The 15708-nt window shown below is 69.8% G+C and carries 15 protein-coding genes; 10 read left to right on the top strand and 5 right to left on the bottom strand.

Translation table 11 applies throughout. The features are described from left to right. Positions 1–101 precede the first annotated feature (101 nt). Both ACZ4Z4_RS35675 and ACZ4Z4_RS35670 read right to left on the bottom strand, forming a co-directional pair. Complete coding sequence (locus ACZ4Z4_RS35675) at positions 102–533, bottom strand: hypothetical protein (RefSeq protein WP_468337217.1); 432 nt, start codon at positions 531–533, stop codon at positions 102–104. Continuing rightward, positions 534–854, bottom strand: a complete 321-nt coding sequence (locus ACZ4Z4_RS35670) for a hypothetical protein (protein WP_468337057.1) — start codon at positions 852–854, stop codon at positions 534–536. It lies immediately after the preceding gene. Between the two features lie 122 nt (positions 855–976). On the opposite strand from ACZ4Z4_RS35670, the gene ACZ4Z4_RS35665 reads away from it, so the two are divergent. From ACZ4Z4_RS35665 to ACZ4Z4_RS35645, 5 genes are all read left to right on the top strand, one after another. Beyond that, positions 977–1489, top strand: a complete 513-nt coding sequence (locus ACZ4Z4_RS35665; protein WP_468337208.1) for a hypothetical protein — start codon at positions 977–979, stop codon at positions 1487–1489. Positions 1490–2273: 784 nt separating this feature from the next. Next, a complete protein-coding gene (locus ACZ4Z4_RS35660; RefSeq protein ID WP_468337055.1) occupies positions 2274–2873 on the top strand; it encodes an isochorismatase family protein in 600 nt (199 codons plus the stop codon). A 10-nt stretch (positions 2874–2883) separates the two neighbouring features. Then, the gene (locus tag ACZ4Z4_RS35655) at positions 2884–3792 is read left to right on the top strand and encodes a GlxA family transcriptional regulator (RefSeq protein WP_468337053.1); all 909 of its coding nucleotides are present in this window, start codon (positions 2884–2886) and stop codon (positions 3790–3792) included. 110 nt (positions 3793–3902) lie between these two features. After that, the gene (locus tag ACZ4Z4_RS35650) at positions 3903–4457 is read left to right on the top strand and encodes an AAA family ATPase (RefSeq protein WP_468337050.1); all 555 of its coding nucleotides are present in this window, start codon (positions 3903–3905) and stop codon (positions 4455–4457) included. A 140-nt stretch (positions 4458–4597) separates the two neighbouring features. After that, a complete protein-coding gene (locus ACZ4Z4_RS35645) occupies positions 4598–5836 on the top strand; it encodes an FUSC family protein (protein WP_468337205.1) in 1239 nt (412 codons plus the stop codon). Positions 5837–5897: 61 nt separating this feature from the next. On the opposite strand, the gene ACZ4Z4_RS35640 is transcribed toward ACZ4Z4_RS35645, so the two are convergent. After that, a complete protein-coding gene (locus ACZ4Z4_RS35640) occupies positions 5898–7319 on the bottom strand; it encodes a CoA transferase (RefSeq protein WP_468337047.1) in 1422 nt (473 codons plus the stop codon). A 199-nt stretch (positions 7320–7518) separates the two neighbouring features. Here ACZ4Z4_RS35640 and ACZ4Z4_RS35635 point away from each other — a divergent pair, with 199 nt between their 5' ends. Further along, entirely contained in the window at positions 7519–8745 is a 1227-nt protein-coding gene (locus ACZ4Z4_RS35635; RefSeq protein ID WP_468337044.1) for a hypothetical protein, read from the top strand. A 27-nt stretch (positions 8746–8772) separates the two neighbouring features. Here the strand turns inward: ACZ4Z4_RS35635 and ACZ4Z4_RS35630 are convergent, their stop codons facing one another. Further along, on the bottom strand, positions 8773–9576 hold the full coding sequence (locus ACZ4Z4_RS35630; RefSeq protein ID WP_468337041.1) for an MBL fold metallo-hydrolase: 804 nt from the start codon (positions 9574–9576) through the stop codon (positions 8773–8775). Between the two features lie 151 nt (positions 9577–9727). On the opposite strand from ACZ4Z4_RS35630, the gene ACZ4Z4_RS35625 reads away from it, so the two are divergent. Continuing rightward, positions 9728–10132 carry a winged helix-turn-helix transcriptional regulator gene (locus tag ACZ4Z4_RS35625; RefSeq protein WP_468337038.1) on the top strand — a complete coding sequence of 135 codons (405 nt, stop codon included), beginning with the start codon at positions 9728–9730 and terminating at the stop codon, positions 10130–10132. Between the two features lie 85 nt (positions 10133–10217). On the opposite strand, the gene ACZ4Z4_RS35620 is transcribed toward ACZ4Z4_RS35625, so the two are convergent. Further along, positions 10218–11159 carry an endo-beta-N-acetylglucosaminidase H gene (locus ACZ4Z4_RS35620; protein ID WP_468337036.1) on the bottom strand — a complete coding sequence of 314 codons (942 nt, stop codon included), beginning with the start codon at positions 11157–11159 and terminating at the stop codon, positions 10218–10220. A gap of 430 nt (positions 11160–11589) precedes the next feature. On the opposite strand from ACZ4Z4_RS35620, the gene ACZ4Z4_RS35615 reads away from it, so the two are divergent. The 3 genes from ACZ4Z4_RS35615 (at position 11590) to ACZ4Z4_RS35605 (ending at position 15690) form a co-directional block, all read left to right on the top strand. Further along, a complete protein-coding gene (locus tag ACZ4Z4_RS35615) occupies positions 11590–12558 on the top strand; it encodes an ABC transporter permease (RefSeq protein WP_468337202.1) in 969 nt (322 codons plus the stop codon). A 64-nt stretch (positions 12559–12622) separates the two neighbouring features. Further along, entirely contained in the window at positions 12623–13519 is an 897-nt protein-coding gene (locus tag ACZ4Z4_RS35610) for an ABC transporter permease (RefSeq protein ID WP_468337199.1), read from the top strand. Further along, the gene (locus ACZ4Z4_RS35605) at positions 13516–15690 is read left to right on the top strand and encodes a dipeptide ABC transporter ATP-binding protein (RefSeq protein WP_468337033.1); all 2175 of its coding nucleotides are present in this window, start codon (positions 13516–13518) and stop codon (positions 15688–15690) included. Before ACZ4Z4_RS35610 ends, ACZ4Z4_RS35605 begins: the two co-directional genes overlap by 4 nt. Positions 15691–15708: the final 18 nt, after the last annotated feature.

The raw sequence follows: 15708 nt of genomic DNA, 5'->3' as shown, positions 1-15708 counted from the left end.
CGTAGAGCAGGACCCGCTTGCGGAGGAGTTCGAATCCTGCGCGGCCGAACATCTGCCGTCTGAGCATCTTGATCCGGTTGATGTGGCCTGTGCTGAGCGAATCAGCTGAGGCTGGGCCGATCGGCGGCGGCTCGGGCGGATTCGATCCACTGCGGCGGTCGCTCGCCTTGCAGTTCGGTGACCATGCAGGCAAAGGAGCGCACGTGCTCGGCCAACGCGGCCAGGTCTGGGCGGTTGGCCAAGACCACCTGGAGCTGAATCCGGTCACATTCAGCCAGGGTGTCGGGGTGGGTCAGGATCCAGCAGGTGACGGCGCGGGCCGATGGCGGGCGGGGGCCGACCGGCCGGGGCTTACCGCGGAGGTTCCTGCTGACGTATGTGCGGACGCCTGCGTAACCGCGGGGATAGCCCTGTTCCTTGATCTCCTCCCATGGTTTCCAGGCGTTGGTGCATCCTTCTTGCCAGCGTTGACCGAGGTAGGGCTTGTAGGCGTCGAGCCTGGTCGGACGGTTTTGCCACTGTCCGGTGAACATCTACTCCGGGGTGGGGGCGCGGGAGAAGCGCAGGATCGTGTTGAGCGTCATGCCGAGTTGCCGGGTGATGGACCGCTTGCTGTGTCCGGCTGCGAGGAGCGCATGGATGGCGGCGTGCTTGGCGCGGGTGCGTTCGGCGAAGCGGTGCCCTGTCGGCCAGGGCGATGACGCGGCCGGCTCTGGCTCGTCCTGGGGTCCCTCCGGCTTCGTGGCCCCCAAACAGAGGGCAACCGGGTCCACGTCGGCGTGCCGGACGATCTTCTCCACGGCCTGCTCGCCCCCCTGCCGCGCCTGCCCGGTCACCTTGGCATGCGCCGTCACGGCCGCCTGGAACGCCCCGGCGGCGTCGCCCCAGTGGCGGCACTGCGCCGCGTACTCCTCGCGTCGAGGAAACTTACGCTGGCCCGCTGGGTCGTATGCAGGGAGACTCCTGTGTCGTGAACATGGGAATCTCTGGTTTCGAGCCGTCCTTCCTGGTTGGGGTCGACGCGATTCGCCAGGTGCACGGCTCGCGCCTCGCTGCGCTCGCCGGTAGGCGGCTGGCGGGGTTTGCGCTGGTGCGGTTCGCCGAAGACGGGGACTGGTTTGCCGACTGTCCGGTGCTGCTGGACTTCGACGGGATCCAGGTGGAGGTCTGCCACTGGAAGTTCGACGAGCTCTCGATCAGCTGGGACACCATCGACACGGCAGCGACCATCACCGGGTGGGAGTCCTCGGACCTCACGCCGCGGTGGTCTCACAGCGATGAACGACTCGAACCGTTCGTCGGCCAGGAATTGCGAGAGGTCATGCTTCTGGAGTGGCGGCCGGCTGAACGTGACCTGGCGGCTGGAACAGTGGCTGTGGAGTTCGTCTTCGCCGACGACTGCCTGCGGATCGTCAATGGCCTGGACGAGAACCACTTTGAGGTCGGTACGGCTCACTCGGATTACGTTCGACGCAGGCTGGGTCGCTGAGCACACCCCATGGCCGGGCGGATGTCGACCTCCGTGGTGAGGTCGGGCCTGGGAGTCGACGTCCACGGCCATGACGTGTGCGGAGCCCGTTGTCTTCGGCCGATGGCGGCCCCGAGACCGACCGGCCCGTCTCAGAAGACGACGGCCCAGCCGGCGGTGCCCGCGCCGGAGCGGATCACCCCCGTGATGGGCGACAGTGATGGGCTCGTTCAGTCGGCCACGTGTCAGGGCAGGCAGGTAGGCAGGCAGGCGAACCACATCCCCGCACGCCAACCCCCTCCAGCTCCTCCCCGCTCCTTTCAGCGAAAAGGGGAGATGATTCCGTCATGTCAGACAAGCCGAAACTCCCCCTCAGCGAGCTCCACCCGGGCCAGACAGTGCAGGCAACCATCACCAGCCATCAGCCTTGGGGCATCACAGCGAATCTCGTGGCCCATGAGTCAGTCGGCGCATCACTGGACGTCATCCGTCGAGGCAGCGAGCCAGGTGTGAAGGCACTGGCACAGGACCTCCCACCTGTGGGAACGACCATCGATCTGAGCATCGGTGAATTGCGCTCCTGGCACCACGAACCGTGGGTCTGGGTCGACCTCACATGCCCCTGAACAATGTCGCGATGGAGCTCAGCGCGGCCAGCGACTGCAACTCACTGGCCGCCACGGCACCATGGCGGCCGCCGGACCAGCGATCAGCTGAACTGCCCGACCACCGCTGACCAGATCGGTCCGCTTCAGGACCCGATGCGGCCTGTTGCCGCCCCGTCCGGCGGCTCAGGCTTAGGGACATGACCCGAGCACTGATCGTCATCGACGTCCAGGAGTCCTTCCGCGCCCGTCCGCTCTGGGCGACCACCTCCGACCTGAAGATCACCGATCAGGTGAACCGACTGGTCCGGCTCTCCCGCCGGGCCGGGGACCTGGTGGTGTGGGTGCTGCACTCCGAGCCAGGCACCGGCGATGTCTTCGACCCGGCCCTCGGCCACGTACGGCTGATGGAGGAGTTGGAGAGAGAGGAGGGAGAGCCGCTGATCCACAAGACCTCGCACAACGCCTTCACCACCACCAACCTGCAACAGCTCCTCACCGGGCGCGGTATCCGCGACCTGACCGTGTGCGGCATCCGCACCGAGCAGTGCGTGGAGACCACCACCCGTGTCGCCAGCGACCTCGGTTACCGAGTGACCGTCGCCATCGACGCGACCGCTACCAATCCCATCCCGCACCGCGATGCTCCCGCCGACCAGAGCGTCGCCGAGCTGCTGGCCGACCCCCGCACGCTGCCCGCCGAAGAGGTCATCAGACGGACCGAGTACGCCCTCGCCGGACGCTTCGCCACCATCACGACCGTCGACCAACTGGAGGCCGCGGCAGGGCTTCCGGCATGATGACCGAATCGTGAGCCACGTCGTCTTCTTCCTGGTGCCCGGGGTGCATCTCCTGGATCTGGCCGGACCCGCGCAGGTCTTCTCCACGGCCGCCGGCTTCGGGCATCCCTATACGCTCTCGTACGTCGCGGAGCGGTCACAGGTCTCCACAGCCCAAGGGGTGCCGCTGGTGGCCGGGCTCGACTGGCCCGCGCTCGGGCCCGAGGATCTCATCGTGGTGCCCGGCTGGCGGGCAGCCGCCCTGGCCGATGCCCCGGCCATCGGCGCCGCCTCCCTCCAGGTCATCCGGGACCACCACGCCGAAGGCGGGACCGTGGCCAGCGTCTGTAGTGGAGCCGAGGCTCTCGGTCAGGCCGGCCTGCTCAACGGCCGGCGCTGCACCACCCACCACGACGTGCAGGACGAGCTGGCCCTGCGCCATCCCGGGGCTGTGGTCGTCCGCGACGTCCTGTTCACCGCCGATGACCGGGTGATCACCTCGGCGGGTATCGCCAGTGGTATCGATCTGGCCCTGCACCTGGTCGCGACCCGGCACGGCCCGGCCGCCGCCGCGCAGGTGGCCCGTGACATGGTCGTCTACGCTCGCCGCAACGGCCACGAGCCGCAGTCCAGCGCGATGCTCCGGCACCGGTCCCACCTCGACGACACCGTGCACCGTGCCCAGGACCTCATCGACGCCCGCTTCGACCAGTCGCTCCCGCTTCCCACCCTGGCGTCGGCCGTCGGCGTCAGTGAGCGCACCCTCACCCGCCTCTTCAGCCGTGCCACCGGGCTGACCCCGCTGCGCTACCAGCAGACCCTCCGCCTCGAACGCGCTCAGCATCTGATCAGCCACGGCGCCACGGTCGATGCCGCCGCCCGCTCAGTCGGTTTCGAAGACCCGCGTATGCTGCGCCGACTCCGCGCGCGTACGGCCTGACGGCGGTGGCAGGGAGTCGAATGCTGGTGGAGGGAGTCGAATGCTGGTGGGCAGGCGGCTGGATCGATATTGCATCGCGTGAGGTGGTCGCCCACTGGCACGCTGCCTCCATGGATCACGCGGAAGTGCTGCTCATCGGAGGACGAGCCGGTGTCGGGAAGACGACGGTGGGGTGGGAGGTCTCGGCGCTCCTGCGCTCCGAGGCTGTCGCTCACGCCATCATCGACGGGGACTTCATGGGGCAGGTCCATCCGGCTCCGGAGGGCGACCCTCACCGTGCGGAGATCACCGAGAGCAACCTGACCGCCGTCTGGGCCAACTTCGCCCGGCGCGGCTACCGACGCCTGATCTATACGAACACCGTGAGCGTGCTGGCAGAGACGGCGGGCATGTTTGAGCGTGCCATGGGGGCCGAAGTGCGGATCGTACGCGTTCTGCTCACCGCCTCCGATGCCACCGCCCGGCAGCGGCTGGTGGGACGGGAGCTCGGTTCGGAGTTGCAGCAGGAGCTGGAAGCCAGTGTCCGCAAAGCGCGGCTCCTGGACCAGCGTGCCCCTGCGGGGACCGTGCGAGTGGCTACGGATGGACGGCTCGTCGTCGACATCGCGCGGGAGGTGGTTGGCACCACCGGTTGGGTCGGACCTCACCTGGCTCGAAGATCATGATTGTTGCCGGAATGGCCCGGGTGACCACAACCATCGCCTGACACGCATGTGCCCGCTCACCAGCACTCGTCCGAGCGGCGTCCGAGGGGTTCCTGGGGCTGGAGTGTGGTGAGAGGCCCATGATCGGGCACGTGAAGGGGATGCCGGACGTATCAGCCCCCGTGATCAAACTGGTGCGGCGGACCACCGAGCCCGTCGCGGTGCAGACGCTGCGCTCCACTGCCGCCGCCGTCATCTCCTTCGTCGTCGCCCTGCTGGTCCTGCCCGCACAACCCGCTCCCCTGACAGCCCCACTGACCGCGCTCCTGGTCGTCCAGGTCACCCTGTACGCGACCCTCACCACCGGTATCCGGCGCGTGAACTCCGTCGTCGTGGGCGTCCTCATCGCCATCGGCTTCACCACCCTGGTCGGGCTGACCTGGTGGAGTCTGGGCCTGACGATCTTCACCTCGCTGATCATCGGCCGTTTTGTGCGCGTGAACGAGTTCGTGCCCGAGGTGGCGATCAGCGCGATGCTGGTCCTGGGGGTCGCCCAGGCCACGTCGGCGGCCTGGCACCGGGTGCTGGAGACCCTGATCGGTGCCGGGGTGGGCCTGCTCTTCAACCTGCTGTTCGCTCCCCCGGTCTGGACCCAGTCGGCGGGGACGTCCATCGACGGGCTGGCGCGCGGAATGGGCAACATGTTCCGCACCATGGGCGCGGAGATCGCCGCGGGCCACCTGCCCTTCCCGCACGCGGCCGCCCGGCTGCACGAGGCGCGGCGTCTCGACCACGACATCGTGGAGGTCGACGCCTCGCTGCGGCAGGCGGAGGAGAGCCTGCGCATGAACCCGCGCGTACGGGAAGGGCTCCTGTCCCGGGTGGTGCTTCGGACAGGGCTCGACACCCTGGAGATCTGTGCGGTGGTACTGAGGGTGCTGACCCGGAGCCTGACCGACCTGGCGAAGTTCCGTACGGAGGAGTCGCTGTTCCCACCGGACGTGTCGGCCGGCCTCCAGGAGTTGTTCGAGCAGCTCGCCGAAGCCATCGAGAGCTTCGCGCGGCTGATCACCACCCAGGTGGCCGCCAACGCGGAGCAGGCCGAGGAGCGGCTGACCGCCGCCCTGGCCACGAGCCGAGTCACCCGTGACCGGGTCGCCGACATGCTGCTGGAAGACGTACAGGAGCACCCCAGGCAGTGGCAGCTGCACGGCGCGCTGCTCGCCGAGGTCGACCGGATCCTCGACGAGCTGGACCTCGACAAGCGCACCGAGCGCCTCCTGGAGGAGCTGGACCGCCGTTCGGCGGAGCACAGCGAGCGCTACCCGAGGCTCGCGGCGCTGCGCCGCCGGCTGCGCGGCGACAGCGGTACGGAGCGGCGGCCGGCCGTGGAGACCTGAGTCCCCGTGGCCGCGCGGTACACACCGCCGTGAGCCCGCGCACCTCTCGGCGTGACTGCCGTCAGGCTCCGCTCCAAACCGGGGCGTCCGTCCCCCACCGGCCCGACGGGCGTGCCCAGTTCACCGGGCCCCCCTCGTACCACAGCGGCGGCAGCGCGTGTCGCAGTCGGCCCATGGGGCTGTCGGTCTCGGTCAGCCAGTGCTCGACGTCGAAGCCCTCACTCACCTCCGCACCCACACCCGGAGCGGACGCCACAGGCACCGCAGGCGCCAGACCATGCACCAGCCAGTGCGCCGTCTGTGTCAGCGCCACCCGGACCAACCGCGTGCCCCCCGTCCACTGCTGCTCCGTGAGCGCCCTCAGCACTCCGGCCGCGAGGAGATAACCGGTGCCGTGGTCGAGCGCCTGGGCGGGGAGCACGCCGGGCGAGTCCGGCGAGCCCTCCAGCTCGGCGATCCCGGTGGCTACCTGGACCAGGCTGTCGAAGCCGCGCCGCTCGTGCCACGGACCGTACCGGCCCCATGCGGAGAGCTGGGCGATCACGAGGCCCGGACGGCGTTCGGCGAGCGCCTCGGGCGTGAGTCCGAACCGGTCCAGCGCGCCCGGCCGGTAGCCGGTCACCACGACGTCTGCCTCGTCGAGCAGTTCTTCGAAGCGTCTGCGGTCGGTGGTTTCGCCGAGGTCCAGGGTGGTCGAGCGTTTTCCCATCCCTGTGTCGTTGTGGGCTTCCTGGCTCTCCGGCAGCTGTGGGGCGTCGATCCGCAGCACGTCGGCGCCGAGCAGCGCCAGCGTCCGGGTGGCGATCGGTCCGGCCAGCACGCGCGTCAGGTCCAGGACGCGCAGGCCGGCGCACGGCAGTGCGGCACCACCGAGCGTCCGGTCCGGGGCGTCACCGATGCGCGCCGTCGTCAGCAGCGGCTGCTCCGCGACCGCGATTCCCTGCTCGCTCTTGGCCCACTCCTCGGGGCTGCGTGCGGCGACGGCCAGACCGCCCGCCGCGTATACGGCCTCCTCCACCTCCAGCGCGGAAAGCCCCGCGATAGTCCGGCCCACCGCTTCCACCGCCGCCTCGTCCCCGGTGCCCTCCCGCACTCCGAGAGCGGCGAGCAGCCGGGCCTGGTGGTGCGGGTAGTTGGCGTGCGTACGAACCCATCCGTCGGTCGCCCGCCAGAACCGGGACAGCGGTGAGAAGGTCGACCACGCCTGCCCGTCGACGCGCACCAGCCGGTCGCTGAGGAACGCCGTGGCGACCGCCTCGTCGTCGACCCGGACACGTGGCACGGGGCGCCCCCCGCGTACGGAGGTGAGCTCGGCAGCCGCGAGAGAGCAGACCGCGACGGTGGCCCGTGCCAGCTCCATGACGGGCAGTCGCGCCGGCAGCCCGCCGGACGGACCGCCGTAGGACACCCGGCCGACCAGCGAAGCATCGGCACTCAGTGCCGCCCAAGCCTGCGATGTTCCGGAGGTGATGGGAGAGTTCATCTCCGCACTATGGCACTGAGTGCCACAGGAGGGAAGGTCGCGCCATGCAGCGGGGCGAAAGTCGTCCTCGCATGCATTGACCCGCGGCGCACTCCACGCTTTCATCGCGTGTGCCTCCGCACAGACCGTGCCGGGGCGTTACCGGGAGAGGCACGAGGGGTGGCCCGTTGGCCGTCCTCGGCCGAAGGGGGACCACCGTATGAGACTGAGACCTTCTTTACGCATCTCCGTGACCGCGGTCCTGGCGGCCGCCATCACCTGTCTCGGCCGGCCCGCGGGGGCGGCGATCGACGACCCGGCCCCGCGCACCGAACGCATCAGCGTGGCGCCCGACGGCACCGGCGGCAACTGGCACTCGGTGGATCCGACCGTCAGCGCGGACGGACGCGTCGTCGCCTTCATGTCGTCGGCGAACAACCTGCTGCCCGGCACCGACATGCCCAACAACGTCTTCTACCGGACGGCTCCCGGCGCACCCCTCCAGCGCGTGGAGGTGCCGGGTGAGTCGACGATGCGGCCCCGGCTGTCCGATTCGGGGCGCCACCTGTCGTTCGCCTCGTACTCGACCACGACCCACAAGTACTCCCTCCACGTGATGGACCTGAGCACCGGGCGCATCGAACCCGTGGCGCCCGCGCTGGGCGGCGGCTACCGCCCGTACGCCGGCATGGCCCCGCTCAGTGCGGACGGACGGTACATGGCCTTCGTGGCCCGGACCGACGCCGACGAGAACGGCAGGTTCCGTTGCCGGGTCATGCTCCTGGACCGCCGGACCGATCGGCTGTGGCGGGCCGGACCCTCCACGAGCCGCGAGTGCCAGGACATCACCATGAGCGCCGACGGCCGCAAGGTGGCCTACCGGGTCGGCTACCCGGGACCGTCCGACGACGACCAGGCGGACATTCTGGTGTACGACCGCGTGACCGGACGGACCGTGCAGGCCGATGTCACCCACAACGGAGCACCGGCCGACCGGTCGGCGATCGCCCCGGTGCTGAGCGCCGACGGCTCCAAGGTCGGCTTCAACTCGGTGGCCACGAACCTGGTCCCGGGCACCGACCCCAACGGGGACACGAGCACGTCCTTCAACGCCTTCGTCCGCGACCTGCGCACCGGTGCGCTCAAGCGGTACGACGGCCACTCCCCCACCGATCGCACCCAGGTGTCGGATCTGTCGGCGGACGGTTCGAAACTGCTCCTGAACACGGCCGACGTGAACGGCACGACGCTGGGCCTGATCCTGCGCGATCTGCCCACCGGCCGGGAGGAGTTGCTCTCACCCGGCCAGAACGGCAAGCCCGTCACCGTGGCCCGGGCGGAGTTGAGCACGGACGAATCGACGGCCGTCTTCTTCTCCTACCACCCCGGTCTGGTCCCTGACGACAACAACCTGATCGGAGATGTCTTCGTACGCACTCTGCGCTGAGCGTACGCACTCTGCGCCGAGCGAGCTCTACGGTGTGCGGAGCGGCGGGGGCGCGAGGGCGGCGAGAGCGGCGAACTCCCACGGGTCGTGCGCGCTGAAGACGGTGACCTCATCCCTGTGGTCGCGTCGCAGGGAACGCAGTCGGTCGCGGGTCGCCTCGCGAGCTGCGACGTCGGTCTGCGCTCCCTGCTGGACCGGGTCGAGGACGGGGTGGGACAGGGGCGGCGTGTGGTCGAGCTCGCCGTGGTACATGTACGCGTCGCCCGCGTGCAGCAGCCACCGTCCGTCGCCGTCGCGCACCGCGACACCCGAGTGTCCCGCCGAGTGGCCGGGCAGCGGCACCAGCAGCAGCTCGCATCCCAGCCCCTGCGGCCGTGCCACGCCGGGGAAGCCGAACCACTCCGTGCGCTCCGCCAGAGGCGCGGGTGTGAGCAGCGGGGTGTGCGCTCGGTGCGCCGGCATGAAGTGGTCCAGGCTGTGCCGGTGGTGCGCCGCTGTGGGGTCGGTGACGGCTCGGTACTCGTCGGGGTGCACATGCACCCGTGCGTGGGGGAAGTCCGGCAGCCCTCCCGTGTGGTCGCCATGCAGGTGGGTGAGCACGATGTGCCGTACGTCCTCGGGTTCGTATCCCAGGCGGACGACTTGGCGCAGGGCGCTCTCCTCGGGGTCCAGCGCGGGCCGGGCGTAGGCGACCCACTCCGCGCCCAGTGACCGGTCGGGGTGCTGCACGTCGGCGGTGCCGAGGCCGGTCTCGACCAGGATCAGCCCGTCCGAGTCCGTCTCGATGAGCAGGCAGTGGCAGACGACGGCCCGTTCGCCCGCGCGGTGCACGGCGCCGGCCGATCCCTCTGCTGCCGGCGCTTCCAGTGCTCCCAGTGGTGGAATCTTCCTGAGAGAACCGCAGTTGAGGTGGTGAATACGCACAAGGCCCCCTAGAGGCAAGCTGGTGGGGTGTTCTCGACGGACGTTAGGAGGGGCCTTCGTGACTCACCAAACGGTTGGACACGTCGCGCCGGATGACCAGGGCGGTCCGCTGGCGGACTGTCCGGACAGTGCACTCGTCCCGCCGGGCCACGAGCCGCGGTGCCCTGTCGACATCACCCTCGCCGCGCTGGCCGGCCGGTGGACGCCGCTGCTGCTCCGCGAGTTCCTGCGCCGCGGTCAGGCCACGTACTCCGAACTGTCCGCCGCCCTGCCCGCTCTCTCGGACAAGGTTCTCTCCGAACGGCTGACCCAGTTGACCGGTGCGGGCGTCATCGAGCGGCACCGCACGCCGGGCTGGCCTCCCCGCGTCCGCTACAGCCTGACGAGCCAGGGCCGGGCGCTCGAACCAGTGGTGCGCAGCATGTGGGAGTGGGGGACGGCACGGCGGGACGCCCTCGACTGAGAGAAGTCCCGTAGTTGAGGGGACGCCTCGGGCCCTGCGGCCCGCGCCCCGACATCGTTGTCGGAGCGCGGGCCGCGAGGACGGTTTACGGCGTGTAGACGGCGTTGCTGCCGTACAGCTCCCTGGTGAACGCGGAGACGTCGGCGCTGCGGTCGGAGCCGTCGAGGTTGTACGTCAGATAGACGCCGTACCCCTCGGCGACGGTGCGGCGGGCGAGGGCGGCGGAGGTGCTCTGCGCGGTCCGGCCGATCTCCACGGCCGCGGGCGACAGCTTCGACTTGGGCAGGGCGATGCGCGGGACCTGCCAGGTGCCGTAGTACGGGTTCCAGGCGTAGTCGAACTTGGAGGAGATGTCGACGCCGCCGTAGGAGAGGCGCGAGGCGGACGGGCCGATGTTGTAGAGGCTGATGATCTTGTTCGGCATGTTCGCGCGGAGCGCCGTCACCAGGTGGACGAACGAGCTGGCGTTGGGCTGGCCGGTGCCGTTGTTGCCGTACTCGGCGTACTCGTCGTCGAAGTCGATGCCGTCGAGGCCGTACTTGGACACGGTGCCCGAGAGCTGCTTCGCGAAGGCGGAAGCCGCCGCCTTGGTGGGGAAGTTGGCGAAGCCCGCGCCTTGGTGGTTGCCGAGCACCGAGAGGACGACCTTGATGCCCTTCTCCTGGAGCGGCCGTATCTCGGTGTCGGCGTTGTCGAGGACGCGCTGGACGTTCTCGTTGAAGTGCAGGTACGCCGCCTTCTTGGTCGTGTCGTAGTTGATGTTCGCTGCGAAGATCACGGCGACGTCGAAAACGTTGTCACCGCCGTTGGCGAGGGTGTATTTGCCGACGTTGCGCATGCTGTTGTCGTTCACCTCGACGTACGCCACCGAGGTCGGCCCCTGCTTCGCGGCTGCGGGGACGGGGGCAGGGGCGGGAGCGGGGGCCGCTGCCGCGCCGGTCGTGGCGGTGGTGCCGAAGGCGAGGGCCGCGACGGCCGAGAGGGCGAGCGCGGCCGTCCGCGCTCTGCTCCGTACCAGACTGAACATCGTTGATCGGTCTCCCATCGTGGGGTCGGCGCCCGGTCTGTTCGAAATGCCGAGCGAGCCTCAGAGTTTTCCGCGCTCGTGACCGAATCCTGAAGATCCAGGGCCAACTCTTCACGAGTCCCACGCAGTTGCGCCGCCGTCCGGCGGCCAGGCCGGCTCAACGAAGATCATTTTGTTGCGGCCGCATTGCGAGCCCTACCGCAATGTTGCGGGCTCGACGACAGCATTGCGAGCTCATGGCGGAACCGGGCACAACCTGGCGCGAGCGCCCAGTACGGACCAAGCTGACATTCGCCCCTTCGCGGCACCGTTCCCTACCCGTACGCAGGCAGAAAGCTCCACCACCCATGCACTCGACCTGTCTCTCCGACGCCGTCCCGGCGCACCTCACACATGCGGTGAGGGGGTGGACCGCCCCGTGCGTTATGTGATGCGCAAGGCGGGCGGCTGGCTCTTGATGATCGTGGTCGCGACCAACGCGACGTACTTCCTGTCCAGTTGGTTCCTGGACCCCCGATCGAACTTCAAGGAGCTGCGCCCCGCCCGCACCGAGGCACAGATCTCGCGGGCCCTCGCCCCGTACCACCTCGACCCCGGCGAGCCGCTGGTGCACCGGTGGTGGAACTGGCTCACCTCCGTGACCCTCCACTTCGACTGGGGGAAGTCGCCGACCGGCGTCTCCGTCAACGGCGAGGTGGGCTACCGCGCGCTGGTCAGCGCCCAGCTGGTCATCACGGCGACCATCCTGTCCGTCGTGATCGGTGTCGCGCTCGCCGTCTACACCGCCGCGCGCCAGTACGGCCTGGCCGACCGCGTCTCGCAAGCCATCTCCATCGCGGTGTGCAACGTCCCCACCTCCGTCGCCGCACTCGCCGTCGTCTTCGTCGCCATCTGGCTCAACGAGCACGCCGGCCTCGACTTCCTCTACGTCGCCGGGGAGAACTCCCCCGACGTCGAGGGGCTGCTCCCGACGATCGGCGACCGTCTCCTCCACCTGCTCCTGCCGACGCTCACCCTGACGCTGATGGGTTACGTCGGCTACCACCTGACGCAGCGTTCGCTGCTGCTCGACACGATCAACGCCGACTTCGTGCGCACCGCCCAGGCCACCGGCCTCACCCGCGCCCAGGCCGTCCGCAGGCACGCGCTGCGCGCCGCGCTGATCCCGACGGCGGCCTCCGTGGCATTCAGCGTGCCGGCCATCTTCACCGGAGCCGTCATCACCGAGACGATCTTCGGCTGGAACGGCATGGGCCGCTACTTCATCCAGACCATCAGCAAGAACGACGTGCACGGCACGGTCGCGACCGCCGCGTTCGCCGCGGTGCTCACCGCGATCGGCGCGATCCTCGCGGACATCGCCACCGTCTTCCTCGACCCGAGAGTGCGGGTGAACTGACATGGCACCCGTGACCGACACGAAGCCCCTGACCGACACGACGAAAGTGACCAACACGACGACAGTGACCGATGCCGCGACCGGCAAGGCGCACGCGGAGCTCGGGCGCGGCCGGCTCTACCTGCGGCGCTTCCTGCGCAACCGCCTCGCCGTCGGCGGCGTCGTGATCTTCGCGCTGCTCGTGCTGTTCAGCGTCTTCGGCGGCCTGTTCACGTCCTACACCCACACCGACGCCGACTTCACCGCCCTCACCCAGCCGCCGAGCGACGCGCACTGGTTCGGCACCAACCAGGGCGGCAACGACATCTACGCCAGTGCGGTGCACGGACTGCGCCGCTCGCTGGTGATCGCCGTGAGTGTGTCCGTCCTGACGGTCGTCGTCGCCGCGGTCATCGGCTCCAGCGCCGCCTACTTCGGCGGCCGCGTGGAGAGGCTGACACTCGCCGTCATCCACTTCCTGCTGATCGTCCCCTCGTTCCTCATCCTCGCCCTGGTATCCAACCGCCTTGCCGGTGACTGGCGCGTCCTCATCGTCGTCCTCACCGTGTTCGGCTGGATGTCCACCGCCCGCGTCATCTGGTCCGTGTCGACCTCACTGCGCGAACGGGACTACGTGACGGCAGCGGAGTTCATGGGCGTACGTCCCCTGCGCATCATCCTGCGCCACATCATCCCCAACCTCAGCTCCCTGCTCATCGTCAACCTGACGCTCGGCGTCGTCGCGACCGTACTCAGCGAAACCGCGCTGTCGTTCCTCGGCTTCGGCGTCCGGACCCCGGACGTCTCCCTCGGCACGATGCTCGCCGACGGAGCGACCACCGTCACCAGCGCTCCATGGCTCTTCGCCTTCCCCGCGGGTCTCGTCGTCCTGCTCACCGTCTCGATGACCTTCATCGGCGACGGGCTGCGCGACGCCCTCGACCCCACCTCTGTGACCGGCGCGGCGGGAGGCCGACGATGACACTCACCACCACCCCCCAGCGCGACACCGAGGCCTCCTCCGCCGGCGCCGCCCCCGTGCTCTCCGTACGCGACCTGCGCGTCTCCTTCCCCTCCGAGGCGGGGCCCGTCGAGGCGGTGCGCGGCGTCAGCTTCGACCTGCTGCCGGGCCGCACCCTCGGCATCGTCGGCGAGTCCGGATCGGGCAAGTCGGCCACCGCGATGGGCATCATGGGCCTGCTGCCACCCACCGCCGACCTGCGCGGTCAGGTGCTGCTCGGCGGTCAGGACCTGATCGGCCTCGACGACCGGGCCCTTTCGCGCGTACGGGGAAAATCCATCGGCATGGTCTTCCAGGACCCCCTGTCCGCGCTCACCCCCATCTTCTCCGTGGGCAGACTGCTCTCCGACGCGCTGCGGGTCCACCAGGACCTGTCCAAGAAGGCGGCCCGGGAGCAGGCCGTCGAACTGCTCGACCTCGTCGGCATCCCCGATCCCCGCAACCGCGCCTCTGCCTTCCCCCACGAGTTCTCCGGCGGCATGCGTCAGCGCGTGGTCATCGCCCTGGCGATCGCCAACCGGCCGAGCGTCCTCGTGGCCGACGAGCCCACCACCGCGCTCGATGTCACCGTGCAGGCGCAGATCCTCGACGTCCTGCGCCTCGCGCAGCGGGAGACCGGCGCCGGACTCGTCCTCATCACCCACGACCTCGGCGTCGTGGCCGGCCACGCGGACGACGTCGCGGTCATGTACGCGGGCCGCTTCGTGGAGAAGACGGACGTGCGCTCCCTCTTCCGTCGGCCGACGATGCCGTACACCGCGCGGCTCCTCGCCGCGGTGCCGACCGTGGACGGCGGGGTACGCCGCCCCCTCGTCCCCATCGGCGGCGAGCCGCCCGCCCTCGCGGGCCTGCCGGACGGCTGCCCCTTCGCGAGCCGCTGCGCCCTCGCCCTCGACGCGTGCCACGCCGATGAGCCGGAGCTGCGCCATGTCACGGGGCACGGAGATGTGGCGTGCCTGCGCGCGGCCGAGATCGCCGACGGCACACTGGACCCGGCCGCGGGTGCCGCACCCGCCGACTGGCGGACGGGCACGGCGAGCACCGAGCTCGGCGATGCCGATGACGACTGTGACTCCGATGGCGATGTTGTGCTGCGTGTCGAGGACCTCGTCAAGACCTTCCCCGTCACCAAGGGCGCGTTCGTCAAACGCCGGGTCGGCACACTGCACGCGGTCAACGGCGTCAGCTTCGAACTGCGCACCGGGGAGACGCTGGGCCTGGTGGGCGAGTCGGGCAGCGGCAAGACGACGACGCTGATGGAGGTCCTGCGGCTCAGACGGCCGGAGGGCGGCCGCATAGAGATCGCGGGGAGGGAGGTCGGCGCGCCGCCAGCCACGGACGCCGGTGCCGCTGCCAAAGCCGCGCCCAGTACCACGGCCGACGCCGGCACCAGTCGCCCACGCACCCTGCGCCACGACGTACAGATCGTCATGCAGGACCCGCTCGGCGCCCTGGACCCGCGCCTCACCGTCCACCAGCTCCTCGCCGAACCCCTGCAAGCCATCGGCCGCGACCGCGCCGCGATCCGCTCGCGCGTCCACGAACTGCTGACGCTCGTCGGTCTCGACCCCGCGGTGCGCGACCGCTTCCCCGCCGCGCTCTCGGGTGGCCAGCGCCAGCGCGTCGGCATCGCCCGCGCGCTGGCCACGGACCCGAAACTGCTCGCCCTCGACGAACCGCTCTCCGCCCTGGACGTATCGGTCCAGGCCGGGGTGATCAACCTGCTCGGCAGGCTCAAGCGGGAGTTGGGCCTCGCCTATCTCATGGTCGCGCACGACCTCGCCGTGGTCCGCTACATCTGCGACCGCATCGCGGTGATGTACCTGGGACACATCGTCGAGACCGGCGACACGGAGACGCTCTTCTCCGACCCGAAGCACCCCTACACACGGGCGCTGCTGTCGGCGATCCCCGTCCCCGACCCGGAGCGCGAGCGCACCCGCGAGCGGATCGTCCTGAAGGGCGAGCAGCCCAGCGCCACGAACCTGCCGAGCGGCTGCGTGTTCATCGACCGCTGCCCCTTGTACCGCCTGGCCGACGACGACGTCCGGGCGCGCTGCCGCACGGAGCACCCCGCGCCCAGGCCGGTGCCGGGACAGCCGGGCCACGCGTACGCCTGCCACGCCGCGTGACCGACTCCCACTCCCATC

The sequence above is a fragment of the Streptomyces sp. NPDC030245 genome (assembly GCF_055572995.1).
Note: the sequence above shows the minus strand (reverse complement) of the source record. Positions and strands in the feature narration are given on the sequence as shown.